Annotated in this window: 14 protein-coding genes; 10 read left to right on the forward strand and 4 right to left on the reverse strand. The window is 39.9% G+C overall.

The annotated features are described in order from the left end of the window. Positions 1-143: 143 nt before the first annotated feature. The 6 genes from GDK41_RS07875 to GDK41_RS07900 all read left to right on the forward strand — a co-directional run bounded on the left by GDK41_RS07875 (position 144) and on the right by GDK41_RS07900 (position 7,281). Complete coding sequence (locus tag GDK41_RS07875; protein WP_152085889.1) at positions 144-1,118, forward strand: transposase; 975 nt, start codon at positions 144-146, stop codon at positions 1,116-1,118. Between the two features lie 326 nt (positions 1,119-1,444). Beyond that, complete coding sequence (locus GDK41_RS07880; protein WP_232056547.1) at positions 1,445-2,887, forward strand: amidohydrolase family protein; 1,443 nt, start codon at positions 1,445-1,447, stop codon at positions 2,885-2,887. Between the two features lie 419 nt (positions 2,888-3,306). Further along, positions 3,307-4,454, forward strand: a protein-coding gene (locus GDK41_RS07885) for an IS3 family transposase (protein ID WP_152085824.1) whose coding sequence is annotated in 2 segments (ribosomal slippage) — positions 3,307-3,544 and positions 3,544-4,454 — 1,149 coding nt in all. Because the reading frame shifts where the segments join, the coding sequence is not laid out codon by codon here. A gap of 338 nt (positions 4,455-4,792) precedes the next feature. Continuing rightward, a complete protein-coding gene (locus GDK41_RS07890) occupies positions 4,793-5,920 on the forward strand; it encodes a serine hydrolase domain-containing protein (protein WP_152085890.1) in 1,128 nt (375 codons plus the stop codon). A gap of 129 nt (positions 5,921-6,049) precedes the next feature. Further along, positions 6,050-6,529 (forward strand): DUF1203 domain-containing protein, encoded by a 480-nt coding sequence (locus GDK41_RS07895; RefSeq protein WP_152085891.1) that lies wholly within the window; start codon positions 6,050-6,052, stop codon positions 6,527-6,529. A 146-nt stretch (positions 6,530-6,675) separates the two neighbouring features. Next, positions 6,676-7,281, forward strand: a complete 606-nt coding sequence (locus GDK41_RS07900; protein ID WP_152087545.1) for a DUF998 domain-containing protein — start codon at positions 6,676-6,678, stop codon at positions 7,279-7,281. An 85-nt stretch (positions 7,282-7,366) separates the two neighbouring features. On the opposite strand, the gene GDK41_RS07905 is transcribed toward GDK41_RS07900, so the two are convergent. From GDK41_RS07905 to bioA, 4 genes are all read right to left on the reverse strand, one after another. Further along, on the reverse strand, positions 7,367-10,339 hold the full coding sequence (locus GDK41_RS07905) for an Ig-like domain-containing protein (RefSeq protein ID WP_152085892.1): 2,973 nt from the start codon (positions 10,337-10,339) through the stop codon (positions 7,367-7,369). A 204-nt stretch (positions 10,340-10,543) separates the two neighbouring features. Then, on the reverse strand, positions 10,544-10,915 hold the full coding sequence (locus GDK41_RS07910) for a hypothetical protein (RefSeq protein WP_152085893.1): 372 nt from the start codon (positions 10,913-10,915) through the stop codon (positions 10,544-10,546). 50 nt (positions 10,916-10,965) lie between these two features. Further along, positions 10,966-12,303: a KamA family radical SAM protein gene (locus tag GDK41_RS07915; protein WP_152085894.1), complete on the reverse strand. Its 1,338-nt coding sequence runs from the start codon at positions 12,301-12,303 to the stop codon at positions 10,966-10,968. 159 nt (positions 12,304-12,462) lie between these two features. Next, positions 12,463-13,752: an adenosylmethionine--8-amino-7-oxononanoate transaminase gene (bioA, locus tag GDK41_RS07920; RefSeq protein WP_152085895.1), complete on the reverse strand. Its 1,290-nt coding sequence runs from the start codon at positions 13,750-13,752 to the stop codon at positions 12,463-12,465. 116 nt (positions 13,753-13,868) lie between these two features. Here bioA and bioB point away from each other — a divergent pair, with 116 nt between their 5' ends. The 4 genes from bioB to bioD are packed head-to-tail and all read left to right on the forward strand — an operon-like array spanning position 13,869 to position 17,522. Then, positions 13,869-14,912, forward strand: coding sequence for a biotin synthase BioB (bioB, locus tag GDK41_RS07925; RefSeq protein ID WP_152085896.1), 1,044 nt, complete (start codon positions 13,869-13,871; stop codon positions 14,910-14,912). Further along, positions 14,912-16,051, forward strand: coding sequence for an aminotransferase class I/II-fold pyridoxal phosphate-dependent enzyme (locus GDK41_RS07930; RefSeq protein WP_152085897.1), 1,140 nt, complete (start codon positions 14,912-14,914; stop codon positions 16,049-16,051). The genes bioB and GDK41_RS07930 overlap by 1 nt, the downstream gene beginning before the upstream one ends. Then, positions 16,048-16,836 carry a methyltransferase domain-containing protein gene (locus tag GDK41_RS07935; RefSeq protein WP_152085898.1) on the forward strand — a complete coding sequence of 263 codons (789 nt, stop codon included), beginning with the start codon at positions 16,048-16,050 and terminating at the stop codon, positions 16,834-16,836. The genes GDK41_RS07930 and GDK41_RS07935 overlap by 4 nt, the downstream gene beginning before the upstream one ends. Then, positions 16,833-17,522 (forward strand): dethiobiotin synthase, encoded by a 690-nt coding sequence (bioD, locus tag GDK41_RS07940; RefSeq protein ID WP_172971575.1) that lies wholly within the window; start codon positions 16,833-16,835, stop codon positions 17,520-17,522. The genes GDK41_RS07935 and bioD overlap by 4 nt, the downstream gene beginning before the upstream one ends. Positions 17,523-17,526: the final 4 nt, after the last annotated feature.

The following is a 17,526-nucleotide window of genomic DNA, read 5'->3' on the forward strand; positions in this document are numbered from 1 at the left end:
GTCGGTTAGCCTGTAGTGGTCAATACTTTTTTAACGATATTTGGGATAGTCACTCTAATTTCTCTAATTTGCATGTTGAGCTGTCTTGTCTAAGCTTTTAGTTCTTCAAAATCATTTCAAATTCTAAGTTCAAGGAGTGAACGATGGGATTAGCAAGGAAGCGACAAATCAGTTTGTCAGATACCCCTTATTATCATTGTGTTTCACGTTGCGTGCGTAGGGCATTTTTGTGTGGTGAAGATAAGCTAACGGGTAAATCGTATGAGCATCGCCGAGGCTGGGTAGAAGACAGGTTACTCTTTTTAGCACAGGTATTTTGTATTGATGTATGTGCTTTTGCGGTGATGAGTAATCATACCCATGTGGTGCTTTATGTAGATGATAAAAAAGCGCAAAGACTGAGTGATAAAGCAATACTACTTCGTTGGCATAAGTTGTTTAAAGGCTCAAAACTTGCCCTTATGTACTTAAAAGGCGAGCACTTAGACGAAGGCCAACGCTTCTTTTTAAACAAAGAGATAAAAGAGTACCGAACTAGGCTATCAAGTATTAGTTGGTTTATGCGTGTGCTGAATGAAAACATAGCGCGTAGAGCCAATAAAGAAGATAAATGCACAGGCCACTTCTGGGAAGGACGATTTAAAAGCCAAGCTTTGCTAGATGACGCAGCACTGATGGCTTGTATGGCCTATGTTGATTTAAACCCCATTAGAGCCAAGATGTCAAAAACTCCGGAAGAGTCAGCTCATACGAGTATAAAACTGCGTTGTGAACATGCTAAAGCAGGCAAACAACCCAAACAACTGGCACGCTTTGTAGGTAGCCCCAGAAAGCATATGCCAAAAGGCCTACCATTTGAGCTTAAATCGTACTTAGAACTTGTTGAACTCACAGGCAAATGCATTCGTACAGACAAGCGTGGTTACATAGAGCAAAATGAAGCCCCCATTCTACAGTGGTTAAACATACAGGCCAAAAACTGGATAAAGCTGACAACGCAATTTGAGAATGTATTTCATGGCGCAGTGGGTAAAGCGCACAATCTTGATGCGTACTGCGCGCGACAGCAACATAAACGACGACGAAGTATTAAAAGTAGTGAAGCGCTATTTGTATAACACCGTAACAACTAATTACTGCCAATAACAATGCTTGCAAACGAGTAGGGGGCGTTGTGCTTAAAGTGTGGAGACAGACTCAAAATTATTGGAGTTGAAATAATAACTAGTCAATTATAGGTACATTTTGCTAATGTAGGGCTGAAAATAAGTTGTGGGGCTTAGTCAGGCTATTTTATTTTTTTAAAATGACCGTCCATTTTTTATCCATTTTTTATTTTTTATTTTTATTTTTTATTTTTAAGCTAACCCACGAAAATGCGGAGGCTAGCACCGTGTGGGAGTCATTATGTCTAGCTATTTAATTAATATCACATGGAAGTATCATGATTAAAGTATTATTACTCTCAATTTCTTTGTTTTCTTTTGCTTCATTAGCGGAAAACAAAATTCTAATAGAAAATATCACTATCGTTTCATCTCATTTGCAAGCCCCAAAAATTCACATGAATGTATTAATAAGTGATGGACGAATTACCGAAATAACTAGTAAAAAGATTACATCCTACGATCTTAAAATAAATGGTTTAGGTAAGTTTTTAACGCCAGGTCTTATGGATAGCCATGCACACGTATCGTCAATCCCCGGTATGGGTTTTGGTGTTGAGCCAGTGGCGATTAAAAATCCTAAACTCACACAAGCTTATTTTGAACAACAACCAAGAAGCTTTTTATTTCATGGGGTAACTCAAATACTTGATCCGAATCCGGGAGTGAGTTTCAATTATTTTACTTCGGCGCCTCATCACCCTGATTATTTTCGTTGTGAAGTATTAACATCAAAAAACACCTTTCCATATGTAGAGAAAACAGACGACCTATCAAGATCAATGTTTACTTATTTAATTGATGAAAGTGCAGAAGCAACTGCAGAAAATTCAGTAGAAAGGTTAATTGGAAAAATTGCCCAATCAGGTGCTTCGTGTATAAAGCTTTATTTTGAAGACGGTTATGGTAATGCTAACCAATGGGCAACACTTTCAACTAACACACTAAAACGAATTAAATTATCTGCTAAAAAGTCTAATTTACTTATAATCGCTCATGCTAATGCCTTAGATATGCAGCAATTAGCACTTGCCGCAGGTGTTGATGTTATCGCTCATGGTATGTGGAATTGGGGGCAGTATAATCGCGAACAAAATATACCTAAAGAAATATCTAACACTCTGGATAAAATGATTAATGACAGAGTAGGTTATATGCCAACCCAAAGAGTGATTGCTGGCTTAGGTGAAGTAATGAACCCTACAATTGTTAATTCTCTTGAATTTTCATCCATTACGCCTAAGTCACTTATTGATTGGTATAAAACCACTGAAGTGCAATGGTTCAAAGAAGAGCTTCGAATTGGTTTTGATGGAATGCCTGATCAATCAATTTCAGAGGCATTTTTATATGGGCGAATAGGAAAAGGTAATAAAGTCATGCAATATCTAAGAAGTTCTAACCATCCTATTTTATTGGCTTCGGACTTCCCTGGAAGCCCTAGTTTTGCCAATCAACCTGGACTGACAACCTACCAAGAAATGAAAGCTATGGTTACTGCAGGGCTATCGTTGGAAGAAGTACTAGCGGCGGCAACCATTAATAATGCTAAACAATTCAGAATTGATAATGATTACGGTACAGTAGAAGTTGGCAAAATTGCTAATCTTCTGATACTTAAAACTAATCCTTTAGACTCTATAGAATCATGGAACCGTATAGAAACGATTATCCTGCATGGAGATCCCATAGCTAGAGAAAGTTTGGTGGTCAATAAATAGCTAACACATATGAACCTTCTCCGGTCAAGTAAGCATAACGATTCATTTTAGCTGCTTCTAAGCAGCTAATTTGTATTGGCAATTCCTAAATCTGTTCAACTTCGCTATGGCGGTTAGCCATTAAAATCGTTTACGGCAAACACATATTGAGGGTCTCTTATTGCGTTCTCATCGCTGCTAAATCAGTCGATACAGCTTATCGTTTAGGGCCACTAGACATTTATCGGTTAACCTTAATCTGGCATTTCATGGCGCTGTGGGTAAAGCGCACAATCTTGATGCGTACTGCGCGCGACAGCAACATAAACGGCGACGAAGTATTAAAAGTAGTGAAGCGCTATTTGTATAACACTGGACTTCCCAGACTTTGCTAGACACCCAATGAGTTACATTGTAACTTCTAATAAAAGGTGTTTTTTATGAGCAAAGGCAAGCGGTATACCCAAGAATTCAAAATCGAAGCAGTTAAGCAAATCACAGAGCGTGGTTATTCAGTTACAGAAGTATCTGAACGACTAGGTATTTGTACTAAAACCTTATATCACTGGCGCAGCCAGCTATCAGATAAACCTAAATCGGTTAAGTCATCAGATGAACAACTTAGGATCGCTAAACTTGAGGCTGAATTAAAACGTGTCACGGAGGAGCGGGATATTCTAAAAAAGGCCGAAAGGTACTTTGCCAGCAACCCCGAGTAAAGTACGGCTTCATCCGAGATCACCAAGATGAGTTTTCCATCACTACAATGTGCCGCCTTTTTAAGCTGCATCGCAGTGGTTTTTATGCGTGGTTAAAAAAGCCTGTAAGTGATAGAGCGCTTGAAGATAGTCGCTTGTTAAAACTCATTAAAGAGTTTTATATAGCCAGTGGCGGCACATACGGTAGCCCTTGGATACATGCAGACTTGCTTGAAGCCGGTGAGCAATGCAGCGTAAATCGTGTTGCTAAGATTATGCGTCAACATAATCTTAAAGCGCAAATTGGGTATAAACGTCGTCATATTAAAAGCGGTAAGACATCGCGGATTGCAGATAACTTATTAGCACGTCAATTTAACCCGCCAGCGCCTAACCAATCATGGGTCAGCGACATCACCTATGTTAGAACTTATGAAGGCTTTTTATATGTAGCAACGGTTATGGATTTATTCTCTAGGCGTATAGTTGGTTGGTCGATGGATAAAAATATGGATAAGCACCTTGTTATAAACGCTCTGTTGATGGCTGTTTATCAACGTCAACCGAAGACTGAAATACTGGTGCATAGTGATCAAGGTAGTCAATACGGTAGTGCTGACTATCTCGCATTTATGAAAGAACATAATCTTGTGCCTTCAATGAGCCGCGCTGGGAACTGTCATGATAATGCGGTTGCTGAAAGCTTTTTTGCGACGATTAAAAAACGAATCATTAAGCGTAAGATATACTCGACACGAGAAGATGCGAAAGCTGAGATATTTAATTTTATAGAAATGTTTTACAATCCCAAAAAACGCCATTCACACACAGGCGGTGTTTCACCTGCTAAGTTTGAGGAAGCGTACTATTCTGAGTTAAAAACTGTCTAGTAAAAGCTGGGAAGTCCACACCGTATAAACTAATTACTGCCAATAACAATGCTTGCAAACGAGTAGGGGGCGTTGTGCTTAAAGTGTGTAGACAGACTCAAAATTATTGGAGTTGAAATAATAACTAGTCAATTATAGGTACATTTTGCTAATGTAGAGCTGAAAATAAGTTGTGGGATTTAGTCAGGCTATTTTATTTTTTTAAACTGACCGTTCTTTTTTTTAACCGTGTTTTAAACTATCCCTTTATTTTAATTCATAGGTTACGAAACCCATTTTCTGCCGTATATCTTCAGTGGCATATGCTGGCCACGTTTTAATTTAACTTAGGAGTTTTTGTGAGCCGATTTATAAACCAACGCATATCATTTTTATTTATTATTTCGTTCATCACAGTTTTGGCTTCTTGTAAAAGTTTTGATGCAACTAAATTTGAGTCAAATACACAATCTCAAATAATTGAATTTATTAATGGTAATGCAGGCCAGGTAGTCTCAATTTCTATTGTAAATGCAGAAGATATTTATCAATATCATTTTGGAAAATTAAGTAACGGAGATACTCCTAACAACCAAACTATTTACGAAATTGGCTCTATTACCAAAACATATACTGGATTAGTTGTTGCCAAAGCCATGCTAGATGGAAAAGTAGAGCTTGATAAAGATATTCGCCATTATCTCAAAGATAATGAATACAAAAATTTAGAGTTAGAAGATAAGTACATCACATTACGACACCTTATTACTCACACCAGTGGCCTCCCAGGAGACTTTGCGACCAGTCGCGAAGATATTGTGCAAGGCAAGTATTTTGAAAAAATATCAAAATATTCCCGAGAAAATTACTTTGATGACCTTAAAAAAGTGAGGCTTAACTCTATACCAGGTGAGGAATATCAATATTCAAACTCTGGTACAAATTTAGTCGCGTATATTTTGGAGTCTATTTACGAAAAACCTTTTCAATTGCTTGTATCTGAAATCATAACAAATAAGACTGCAGAGGCGTCAACCAAGTTTAGGGAAACTAACTATGAACCAGGCGAAATTGTCCAGGGTACAGATGCAGATGGCAAACAAATGCCTTTGGCCAGCGCATATTGGTTTGCAGATGGCGGGCTCACTTCAAGCATAGAATCTATCACTCGTTATATTCAATATCAGCTATCCTCAGAACCTGAGGTGGCTATTTCTCATAAGCTTCTAGATGAGAGTTGGACAGGCCATGGTAAAGCATTTTATTGGAACACATATAAGCATGATTCTAATGAACAAATGCTGTACCAAGGCGGTGGTTCAATGGGGACGTCTTGTTGGCTCACCATTTATCCAAAGAAGAACATAGGCGTCTTTATCGTTACAAACGTTGTACGCGGAAACACTCAAGAAGAGTTAGAAGCCATTTCAGACAAAGTTATTGACTATTTAATGGCATATAATGCGGCAATAAAGTCGGATTCGTAACAGCTTGTTGGATGTGTATAAAAATCGATGTCATGTCGGCAATATTGTAATAATAGAATGACTGTCCTGCTTGGATTCTTCGTCCTGCTTGGATTCAGCTGTATAAATCAATTAAGGCGTTAAATTCAAATGAAATATAAAATAATACCGGTGAGAGCTGATTTTTTAGATAAGGTTCGGGTTTTAGGTATTGACGATCAAAATCAGCAGGTAGAAATATCTTACGCTGTCGGTGGGGAGCCTTGTCGAGACGTTCTTCGAGGAGCAATGCCTGGTGAGAAGATAATCCTAGCCAGCTATTGTCCGTTTACTAAATCTGGCCCGTACAAAGAATATGGACCAATTTTTGTGCTAGAAAATCAAGGTGATGAGAGTTTTGATGATACAAAATTACCATTGCCAACAGGCGTAGACACTGATTATTTAGGTAATATCTTCGTCTTAAAAGCTTACTGTGAAAATGAGCGCATTTTAGATTCGCAATTGGCAAGTCCAGAGAATGCTAAAGCGATACTAAATGAGTATTTTTCTAATGATAAAGTTTCTTTTGTTTTAGCAAGATATGCTGCCTATGGTTGTTATAGCTTCAGAGTTCAGCGAGATGTATAGCTAATACATGCGAACCTTCAGTGATCAGAGGAGCTTTCAGGTCAGGGAGCGTCTCTAGGCCTATATATATGCTTCTCGGATTTACGAGAGTACTTTTTGCATGATGGTACTCTTTGAGGGAGTAAGTTTCAAAAGGGAGTTTGATGGTGTTTAAAGATATTGCTGTATATTCGGGGTTAATTGCCACAGTTTGGATGTTCGTTGGTGTGTATATCGCGGGTCGATTTTATACAGGTTACAGCCACTTTAAACAATTTTGTAGTGAGTTAGGTGCAAGCGGTAGTCCAACTGAAAAACTGTCTCCATTAATTAATAACTATCCACTAGGCTTTCTATTTTGCGTTTTTGGTTGGTATCTGGTACAACTTCCAAACGTTTCAATCTTAGTTAACATTTCCGGTTGGCTAGTCGTTGTGCATGGTATAAGTACATGGGTGGCAGGTTACTTCCCAATGGATGAAGACCCATTTACAAATAACCCAACACTTAGTTGTAAAATACACTCGCTTGCTGGGGTTATCATGCTACTTTCTTTAATTGCTGCGCCTATTTTGATTGCAGTAAGTCCAACAACTGAGACTATCCCGTTATATTTTCGCGCTTTTTCTGTTTTTTCAGTTGTAGGTGCTGTTTATTACTTATTTCATTTGGCGAAAGCGATTAAAGCTCAAAGCAATGCAGGATTGTATCAACGCATATCCTATGGTTTTCAGTTGGTTTGGCTCAGTGTGTTTTCGCTGGTGTTGGTGTAATTTATTGGGTTATAAATGTTTTACATTAGTATAAGGTAAAGGCCCAGTAGCTGGGCCTTACTAAGTTAAAGCTGAATTTCGGTTTTCATTTATAAGTATGCGAGCTTCTTCGCCTTAATGAAATAATGATAGCGAGTAAGGAGATTATTGCAAAGCTTCCTGATGAGTTCTTATTTTTTTCTACATTGCTAATGGGTGCTTGGCTTTTATCATTGTCAGGATTTTTAGCTGTACTATCATCACCGTTATCACCGTTATCACCGTTATCAACACTTTCAATGTTAATATCTACGCGTTGTGGTGTTGATTGTGATCTAGTATCCGTTACGTAGTACTCAAAATAAAGTTGCTCAGTTTTTTCGGCTGGTGCAGTAAACTTAACCTTTCCTGTATTTTGATCTAGTTCTAGGCTACCCGCTACGACATCTGTAGTTAGTACGTAGGTTAGCGGATCTCCGTCTTTATCATTAGCATCAAGTACAAACTCAATCGCTTCTGAGGGTTTCACAGCTACACTTTTTGAATGTGCAACCGGGGTTGTATTCGTAATATTGAGAGTAACCACAGCAGGTTCAGAGCTAGTTAACGAGTCTAATACACGATAATCAAATACAATAGCTGCATCATCGGTATCACTAGGGGAGACCATCACCAGGCCTGTTTGTGGGTCTAATCTAACTATTTTTCCTACATTAGGTTGGCTTACAATCTCATAGGTAATGGTTTCTGAGTCTTTGTCCTGACCCGCTAAACTCACCATCGACTCACCACGCCAATGAATTTGCTTTTCGACGTTACTAGCCTCTGGGGCATTGTTATAAGACTCTAAAATAAAGCTTCCCGTCGCTACGATTAAATCATCTTTAACTACTTGATAGCTAATGTATTCCTTGCCAATCTTTTCGGGTTTATATTGATATAAGCCCGACTCTAAATCAACTGAGCGTAATTCACCACGGTATGGGTGATGTTCTATAACATAGTGTTGTCCTGGAAACTGATCGCTTAACCTAATATCCAGTGTTGAACCTATGTGCACATCTAACGTTTGTTGTTCTATGACTTCTGGTTCAATAGTAGGGCTGTTATACATATATACGGCGGGCAAGTTGCTGAGCGTGTAAAAGTACCCTTGTTCTTCTAATTTTTTATATATAACAATATGGTCGTGATATGGATCGCTGTATTGCCACTCTATCGTGTTGCTTATCATGTTGTATAAACCAAAGTATCCCCGACAGCTGAATACCAAGGTCGTTGGCGATACCTCATTCAGCGAAACAGCCTCACCAGCCTTACAAACAGAATGTAATTGAGTGTGCTCACCAACTGTATTAATTGCATATAGAGCGCCATCATTTGCCAAGCCAACAACAAACTCTTTACCTTTAAATGCCGCCCGAGATGTGCCAACAAATTGTTTTTCTTTATCGAGTACGTTTACTTCGTTTTCAAGTCTGAAACTTACAGCATTTGATGGAAACTGGAAGTACCATGCTCGGTCTTTTGCACTATAAATGGCTTTGTTTGGGAAAGTGTCGAACTTATCTTCTAGATCCGCACGACCAAGACCTGACGTGTAGCTCTCACTACTTAATACAGAAATGCCTAATGATAAAGTGCGCTTATTGTCTGCACCGTTGACATAGTACCCACTAAATCTAAACTCATCATCTTTGAAATCACCACTTACATCGTCAAAAGCTTCAAAAAACTTACTAGGGGAATAAGTACTTAAATACGCGTCACTCGTAAGTAATTCGCCTGTTTTTATGTCCGTGTTTTGCCAAAATTGCGCCGTGCCATAACGCGTTCCTTGAGGCCACTCTTTGTATCCTATGCAATAGAGAGCATGCTTATCTGACGAGCGTCGCAAATCTATTTCTTCAGCCCCTTTACAACGTAGATCTGGAGTGGGAAAACCGTTCACATCCCAGTACGTCTCATCATAAGGCAAATTCTCAAACCCCATCTTAATTCGGTTTCCCGATGATGAAAAAGCTGAAAACAGATCTAATTTGCCATCGCCATTAAAGTCATTAACATTGACAACTTTTTGGGCGTTTCGAAAGAAGAGAAATCGTTGATTATAGCAATTTACCGTTGCGTCACTTAGAGTTAGGGATGGGGTTAACAAACAAAGGTCATGGGCGTATCTAGCATTTTCATAAATTGTATACTCAAACTTCGAAAAAATGGCGGTTGGCTTTGTTCTATTCGGTAGAAGTGTAAAACCCCTAAAGTGATATAATGCAGATTCGCTAACGTTAGCAACATCCCAAAGATACTTGTTTTCCTTGGCACTGAATAATCCTAGCTTGGGGTAGCCCTTTGTTCCTCGCTTAGTATATATTTCATCAATTTCATCACTATCTTCATCGAACGCATATATTGGTGTTCCATCAAAAAGTGCGGTATCCAATTGTGTTACTTTGCGCACTCCATCAACTGGATGTGTGTAAATTGTTCCATCAGCAAAAAGAACCTCTTTAACCTGCGCCTGACTGAAACTACCTTGTAATATTGAGCCACTACCTGCATTGAATAACGTTATCTCAAAGTTGTTGAGGTAATCAAGTATGCCAAGCTTGCCCCCAGAAGAAATTAGTAACTGCCCAGCTCCATCAGAAACATACTTACTAACTTTTATTGAATCAATTTTATGACTAGATATTTGTAGGTCTGCAATTGGCTCATGCTTGTTCACATTAAACAACTTCAATTTTCCAGAACTCATACCCAAAGCAATGACTAATTCACCAGTTTTCACATCTTTATAGTGGTTAAATGTGGTCACAGTATCGGCTAGGTAATAACGCTTGCTTATTTCATAGTTATTTTGTTTATTAACTAACGTTGTAAAAAAATACTTACCATCCCATACATCAATTACAAAAATGTGCTGATCATCAAAATGAATAAAGTGCTCAACATCTCCTATTTGAACTGAGGGGATTAGTAGCTCTAATGGCGGGGCGGCCGACTGCGCTCTACTAAGGCTAGTAAAATTAAGTATTAATGCAGTGAAGAGTGTGGCTAAATAACGAAAACGAATCATTAGAATCCTTATAAGTTGAAAACAACGAATTGTAAGTATGCACTTAAGCTCGTCAGGTCCTTTGCAGGCCTTTAGATTAACCAATTCTAAATTTTTTGTAAATTAATCAAAAGGAGGATGGTTACTAATTATTTGCAAAAAATGAAAGGATTTATTTGCTATGTAGACACTAGCCTGTTACTGGGGCTGGTAACCCGCTGATAGTTAAAAAATGAAGCTAACGATAAAGCAAAGGACTGTAAAAACAATGCCAAAGCTGAGTGAAAATTTGGCATACCAAGGCGGAATAGAAAGTATTCGATTTTGTTGTTGTGCCAATTTACCTGCAAGCCACAACCCATAAATCCACCCAATCGCATTATGAATGATATACAAAGAGGGTACCAAAATTTGCCACTTGGTAAATGAGCCATATATCAAAGCAAAAATCGTTGTAATAGCCCAGACGAACTCAATGATTGAAGTTATGGCTGTCACAGGCGTAATTTGATTTTCAGGAAAGCGCAAAAGCCAATTGGCTTCGAAGATTATGATAAGTCCAACTAATAGGCTTAAACCTAGATAAAGCTCAACCATAAATTACTCCAACAACGGGGTAGTTACTAGCAACTACCCCGTTAATAACACTACATCGCGTTGTATTCATCTTCCCAGAAGAACTTTTCTTCACCAAATGCGGGTTTTAAATCATTCAACCACGTTGCAGTTTCATCATATTTGGCAAAAAACGGACGTTGCACCCAATCTGGGTTACGTGCTTGAATAAAGCGCAGTACAAAGACTTTTTCACCATGAATTTGTGCTACACCAGAAATTTCAACTTTGCCGGGGCCTGCGCTCATAGAAGGGCCGCGAACAGTTCTACTTACACCAGATACGTTCTTATACGCGTCGCGAAAGATCTCCCATGTCCTATATAAAGGTAGTTCAAAGTAACGCTTTGCTCCGGTATCACGCTCTATAAACATGTAATAGGGGATCATGCCAAGTTGTGTTTGCTCTTTCCACATGTCGCTCCACATTTGTGAGTCTACATTAATGTTATTAAGCAATGGTGCTTGTGTTCTAATTTGTGCGCCCGTTTGGCGAATAAGGCGAATAGCCTCTTTGGTTATATCTGTACGCAGTTCTTGTTTGTGATTAACATGAGCCATGATAGACACGTGCTTGCCCGCATTTACGAGTTCTTTTAATAGTGCTAATAGTTCTTTGGCATCAGGGTCGGTAACGTATCTAAATGGCCAGAAAGTAAGCGACTTGGTGCCAATACGTATGGTTTTGATATGATCAAAGCGCGGCTCTTTAAGCGCTTCTAAGTATTTACGCAACTTAACGGTGCGCATCACCATAGGATCGCCGCCAGTCATTAATAGGTCGGTTACTTCTTTATGTTCTGCTAAGTAGTTGTGTAACAGATCTTCGTCGTTATTGTTAAAACGTGTTGCTTTACCTACGAACTGAGCCCATCTAAAACAAAAGGTACAGTATGAGTGGCAGTATTGGCCTTGTGATGGAAAAAATAACACTGTTTCTTTGTATTTGTGCTGAATACCTTCTACACGCTCTCCGCCATACTCTGGAACGTTCTTTTCCATTTGCCCAGCAGGGTGGGGGTTAAGCTTATGACGAATTTGTGTTGCTAGGTCAAATACTTCATCAGGGGTATGAGGGCGCTTTAACAGCGATGCCATTTGTTCGTATGATTCATCATCTAGCATGCCGCGTTGCGGAAAGGTTAGCTGAAATACAGGATCGTTAGGTACTTTGTCCCAGTCGATCAGTTCCTCAATTACAAAGTTGTTTACGCGAAAAGGAAATACATTTGCTACCACTTTCATTTCAAAGCGCAAATGCTCAGGGAGTTTATCTAGCTGATCAATTTTATCAATTTGACGATGTTGGTAAACGGTAAACCTTGGCGCTTGATACGCTTGTGCAGGCTGTAATTTGACGGTTTGCTGCATAAATCCTCGTACTTTTACTCGTTGCTGTAAAAGCGATATATTGTAACAGATTTTATTGTGTAATTTCGAACTTTGTCGTTATATTGGCAACAATTGTTGCCTTATCGCTACATTGTGCTTAAAAAATGTCATGCCACCTGTGCTGAGGCACGTGTAAAGTTAATATTGCTGCTCATTAATTGCGTCATAGATGGCATTTGCCAGTTCACGAATATCGGCGGATGAAGACACATAAGGCGGCATAATGTATATCAACTTGCCAAATGGGCGGATCCATACACCTTTTTTAATAAAGAACTTTTGGATCTTAGCGACATTAACAACTTTATCAATTTCTACTACACCAATAGCCCCTAAAGTTCTTACGTTCACGACAGAGCTTAAACTTTCGCAGCGTTTGAGCGCCGACATGGCTAAATTAACGCGTTCAACTTGGGCCTGCCAGTTATTTTCAAATAATAAATTGATACTCGCGTTCGCAACTGCACAGGCGAGAGGGTTGCCCATAAATGTTGGGCCGTGCATTAATACTCCCGCTTCTCCCTCGCTAAGGCCTACGGCTACTTTTTGGTTGGTGAGAGTAGCAGATAGGGTCATCGTGCCGCCTGTCAGCGCTTTACCAATACACATAATATCTGGTTCGATATTAGCGTGTTCGCAGGCAAACATTTTACCTGTTCGGCCAAATCCAGTGGCTATTTCATCGAGTATAAGTAACACATCATACTTATTACATAATTGCCGCAACTTGGCCAAATATGAAGGGCTATAAAAGTTCATGCCGCCCGCGTTTTGTACAATCGGCTCGATAATGAATGCGGCAACATCATGGTGATGTTTAACAAAAGCTTGCTCTAATAATTGTAACTCGGTGTCAGTGCATTGTTCATCAAACTTTGCTTTAGGTGCACTTACAAAAATGTGCTCAGGCAAAAAACCTTGATACATGCTGTGCATTGAGTTGATAGGGTCGCACACACTCATAGCTGCAAAGGTGTCACCATGGTAGCCCTTTTGAGCAGTCATTAATTTAGTTTTACTTGTTTGCCCTTTGCTAATCCAATATTGCAAGGCCATTTTAATTGCAACTTCTACACTGACTGAACCGCTGTCTGCTAGAAATACCCTATCTAATGATTTTGGCGTGATGTTTATCAGCTTTTTACATAACTCAACAGCGGGGGCATGTGTTATCCCACCAAACATAATGTGGCTCATTGTGCTTGCTTGACTTTGGATAGCTGATACGAGCCGTGGGTGATTGTAGCCATGGATAGCACTCCACCAAGATGCCATGCCATCAATTAGTTCTTCACCTGTATCGAGATAAATTTTATTCTCGTTTGTGTGCGTCACTCCATAAGAAGGCAGTGGATTGAGCATAGACGTATAAGGGTGCCAAATATGCTTTTTATCAAATTCTTTATCAATCGAATGAAAATTAATCACTGGTAAACCTTGGTTGACTGGTTGGCGTTGACAATACTACGACACAAAGTAGACTAAGCCAATAATCGTCAAGTTAACTGCATTATTTTTGAGCAGAATTTAATAAAAAAGAGAATATAAACATGGCTACAGTTCGTCACGATTGGACATACGAAGAAGTAAAAGCATTATTTGAAATGCCGTTCAACGATTTATTATTTAAAGCTGCTAGTATTCACCGTGAGAACTTTAATCCTAACGAGGTACAGATCTCTACTTTACTTTCAATCAAAACCGGTGCCTGTCCAGAAGATTGTAAGTATTGCCCTCAATCAGGTCATTACAAAACAGACCTTGAACGTGAACGCCTTATGGAAGTCGAAAAGGTTGTTGAGCAAGCGCGTTTAGCTAAACAAAAGGGCGCAACACGTTTTTGTATGGGGGCAGCATGGTCAGATCCAAAAGACAGAGACATGCCTTATATTTCAAAAATGGTAAGAGAAGTCAAAGAGCTTGGCCTTGAAACATGTATGACGTTAGGTATGTTAGATAATGAAAAAGCACATGCCTTAAAAGATGCGGGTTTAGATTATTATAACCACAACTTAGATACTTCCCCTGAATACTATCAGCAGATCATTACTACCCGTACATATCAAGATCGTTTAGATACTATTGGTAATGTTCGCGATGCAGGTATGAAAGTTTGTTCAGGTGGCATTGTAGGCATGGGCGAGCAAGCCGCAGACCGTTTTGGTCTATTAATGCAGTTGGCTAATCTCCCTCAGCAGCCCGAAAGTGTGCCGATCAATATGTTAGTAAAAGTAAAGGGAACGCCGCTTGAAGATGTTGAAGACCTAGATCATTTTGAGTTTGTTCGTACTATTGCAGTGGCAAGAATTATGATGCCTAAAAGCTATGTACGCTTATCAGCGGGTCGTACGGCAATGAATGAACAAATGCAATCGATGTGTTTCTTTGCCGGTGCAAATTCAATTTTCTATGGTGATAAATTGCTAACCACAGAAAACCCAGAAGCAGACGCCGATATGAACCTACTTAAAAAATTAGGTATGAAGCCTGAAGAGCATCATGACTACTCAGACGAAGCGTATGAAGCATCACTATCGTCAGCTATTGCTGATAAGGCAACTTCTGAGCTGTTTTACGAAGCAAATTAATGGCATTTGAGTTCATACAGCAAAGCTTGGCACAGCGAAAACATCAAGCGCTATTGAGGCAACGCGTGCATGTGCAACAAAGTAGTGCGCGTGAGATCACGATAGCGGGCAAAACCTATCTTAATTTTGCCAGTAATGACTATCTTGGACTTGCTGACTCGCAATTTGATGCTCAAACCAGTGAGACGGGCAGTAGAAGCTCGTCTTTGGTAACGGGTTATCAAAGTTGTCATAAGCAACTAGAAGAGCAACTGTGTGCGCTACTTGGTTTTGAATCGTCAATGCTGTTTAGCACAGGGTTTAGTGCAAATTCCAGTGTGTTAAAAACGTTGTTTAGTGAAGCCAACTCAACGCAAAGTTGTGCAATATTTCAAGATAAGCTCAATCACGCTAGTTTAATAGATGGCGCTTTGCAAAGCTCGGCAAAACATGTGCGCTTTAACCACAACGATATGTCTCATTTAAGGTCAAGGCTCGAAAAGTCACCCGCTCAGCACAAATTGATTGTAAGTGAGGGGGTGTTCTCAATGGATGGAGATACTGCACCACTCAATGAGTTATATCCTTTGCGAGACCAGCACAAGGCCTGGTTAATGTTAGATGACGCACATGCGTTTGGCGTTTTGGGCAAAGACGGGTTAGGTTCATGCCAATTACACCAAAACAAGCCTGACATTTTAGTGATCACATTTGGCAAGGCAATGGCAAGCCAAGGGGCTGCTGTGTTAAGCAGTAAAGCGTTTATTGACTACATGCTGCAGTTTAATAGGGATTATATATACTCAACAGCGATGTCTCCTGTAATGGTTAATGCCGCGTTATTCCAGTTAAATAGACTGCTTGGCGCGCACCAGCAAAGAGATAAATTGCAAGCCAATATTAGTTTGTTCAAGCACTTATGTGACGAAGCAAAAATTTCGGTAATGCCATCAAATACACCGATCCAGCCGGTGGTATTAGGAAGTGCAGAAAATGTGTTACAAGTGCAAACGTCACTACAAAATAAGGGCGTATGGCTAAGTGCAATTCGCCCGCCAACGGTGCCTGCCAATACGGCTAGATTACGCATAACCATAACAGCGGCGCATCAAGAGCAAGATATTCATGAGCTGGTGCGACTGTTAGAGGCACACTTATGAATGCAATTGTACAACATATGAGTTTGTCGCACTCGCAGGTTAAGCAACATACAGCCGAGCGCTTCTCAAAAGCAGCCAAACAATACCAGCAACATGCAAAAGTGCAGCAGCAAGCAGCGAGCAGGCTTTTTTCATTACTAAAAAGTGACTATAACTGTTTACTAGATTTAGGCGCAGGACCATTATTGCACCACGAACATCTGCAAAAGTGTGCATCAAGCGTATTACATATCGATCTGAGTCATGGCATGTTGCGTCAAGGCCCTAGCAATACATGGCGTGTCTGTGCTGATATGGATAAGTTGCCATTACAAAGTGACAGCATTAGTGGCATTTTTTCCAATTTTGCAATTCAGTGGAGCGATGCGCCTGCACAGCTATTTAAAGAACTTGCGCGAGTGAGTAGACCTCGGGCACACGTGGTACTTTCTTCAGTATTGGATGGTTCTTTAAAAGAAATAGCTCAAGCGTGGAAAGCGCTAGATGGGCAATGCCACATCAATCAATTTTTGACATTAGAACAATTGGAGTGGTTTGCACGTGATGCTGGATTTACCATCAAACAGTCGCAACAGGTATGTCTTAAAGACAGTTTTGCAAGTGCAAAGGATGCTCTAAAATCAGTTAAGAATATCGGCGCAAACCAGTTGCAAAATCAAAATACTAAGCAATCAGGCTTAATGGGAAAAAGACGGTACGAATCTTTACTTGCAAGCTACCCGCTTGAACATCAGCAAGCGGTTGTAAGCTATGAAGTTGCTATTATGGAACTAATTAAATTATGAGCGCATTTTTTATTACTGGCACAGACACCGAAGTTGGCAAAACGCATATTACGGCGCTACTACTGAAGTTCTTGGCTCAGCATAAACGCAAGGCTATAGGGTTCAAGCCGATTGCTGCCGGCGCAGAGGAAGCTTTTGGACAGCTAGTTAATGATGATGCGCTTACCTTGATGGAGTCTTCATCTGTTCATGGCAAGTATGAACAAATAAATCCAATTTGCTTTGAACCCCCGATAGCCCCGCATATTGCTGCACAACAAGTCGGGGTTGAAATCACTTTGGATAAACTTAGCCATCACTATCATGAGCTTGCGCAACTTGGTGCAGAATTTACCCTTGTTGAAGGAGCCGGTGGATGGGCACTGCCAATCAATGATACGCAGTACCTTTGTGATTGGGTGCAACAAGAGCAGTTGCCCGTTATTTTAGTGGTGGGCATGAAACTTGGTTGTTTAAATCATGCAATTTTGACCAATCATGCACTAAAAGCGCAGGGTGTTAAATGTGTTGGGTGGATCGCCAATCAAGTTGACCCTGATATGGCGAATTTTGATGAGAACCTGGAGAGTTTACGCAAACGTTTAGATGCACCTTTGTTAGCAGTAGCCCCTTATTGCGAAGACAAAGCTAAGCTGCAAATATACGCAGCTTTAACCGACTTATTTGGCATAAAACTACAGGGCTAATGAC

Source organism: Pseudoalteromonas sp. A25 (assembly GCF_009176705.1).
Taxonomy (GTDB): domain Bacteria; phylum Pseudomonadota; class Gammaproteobacteria; order Enterobacterales; family Alteromonadaceae; genus Pseudoalteromonas.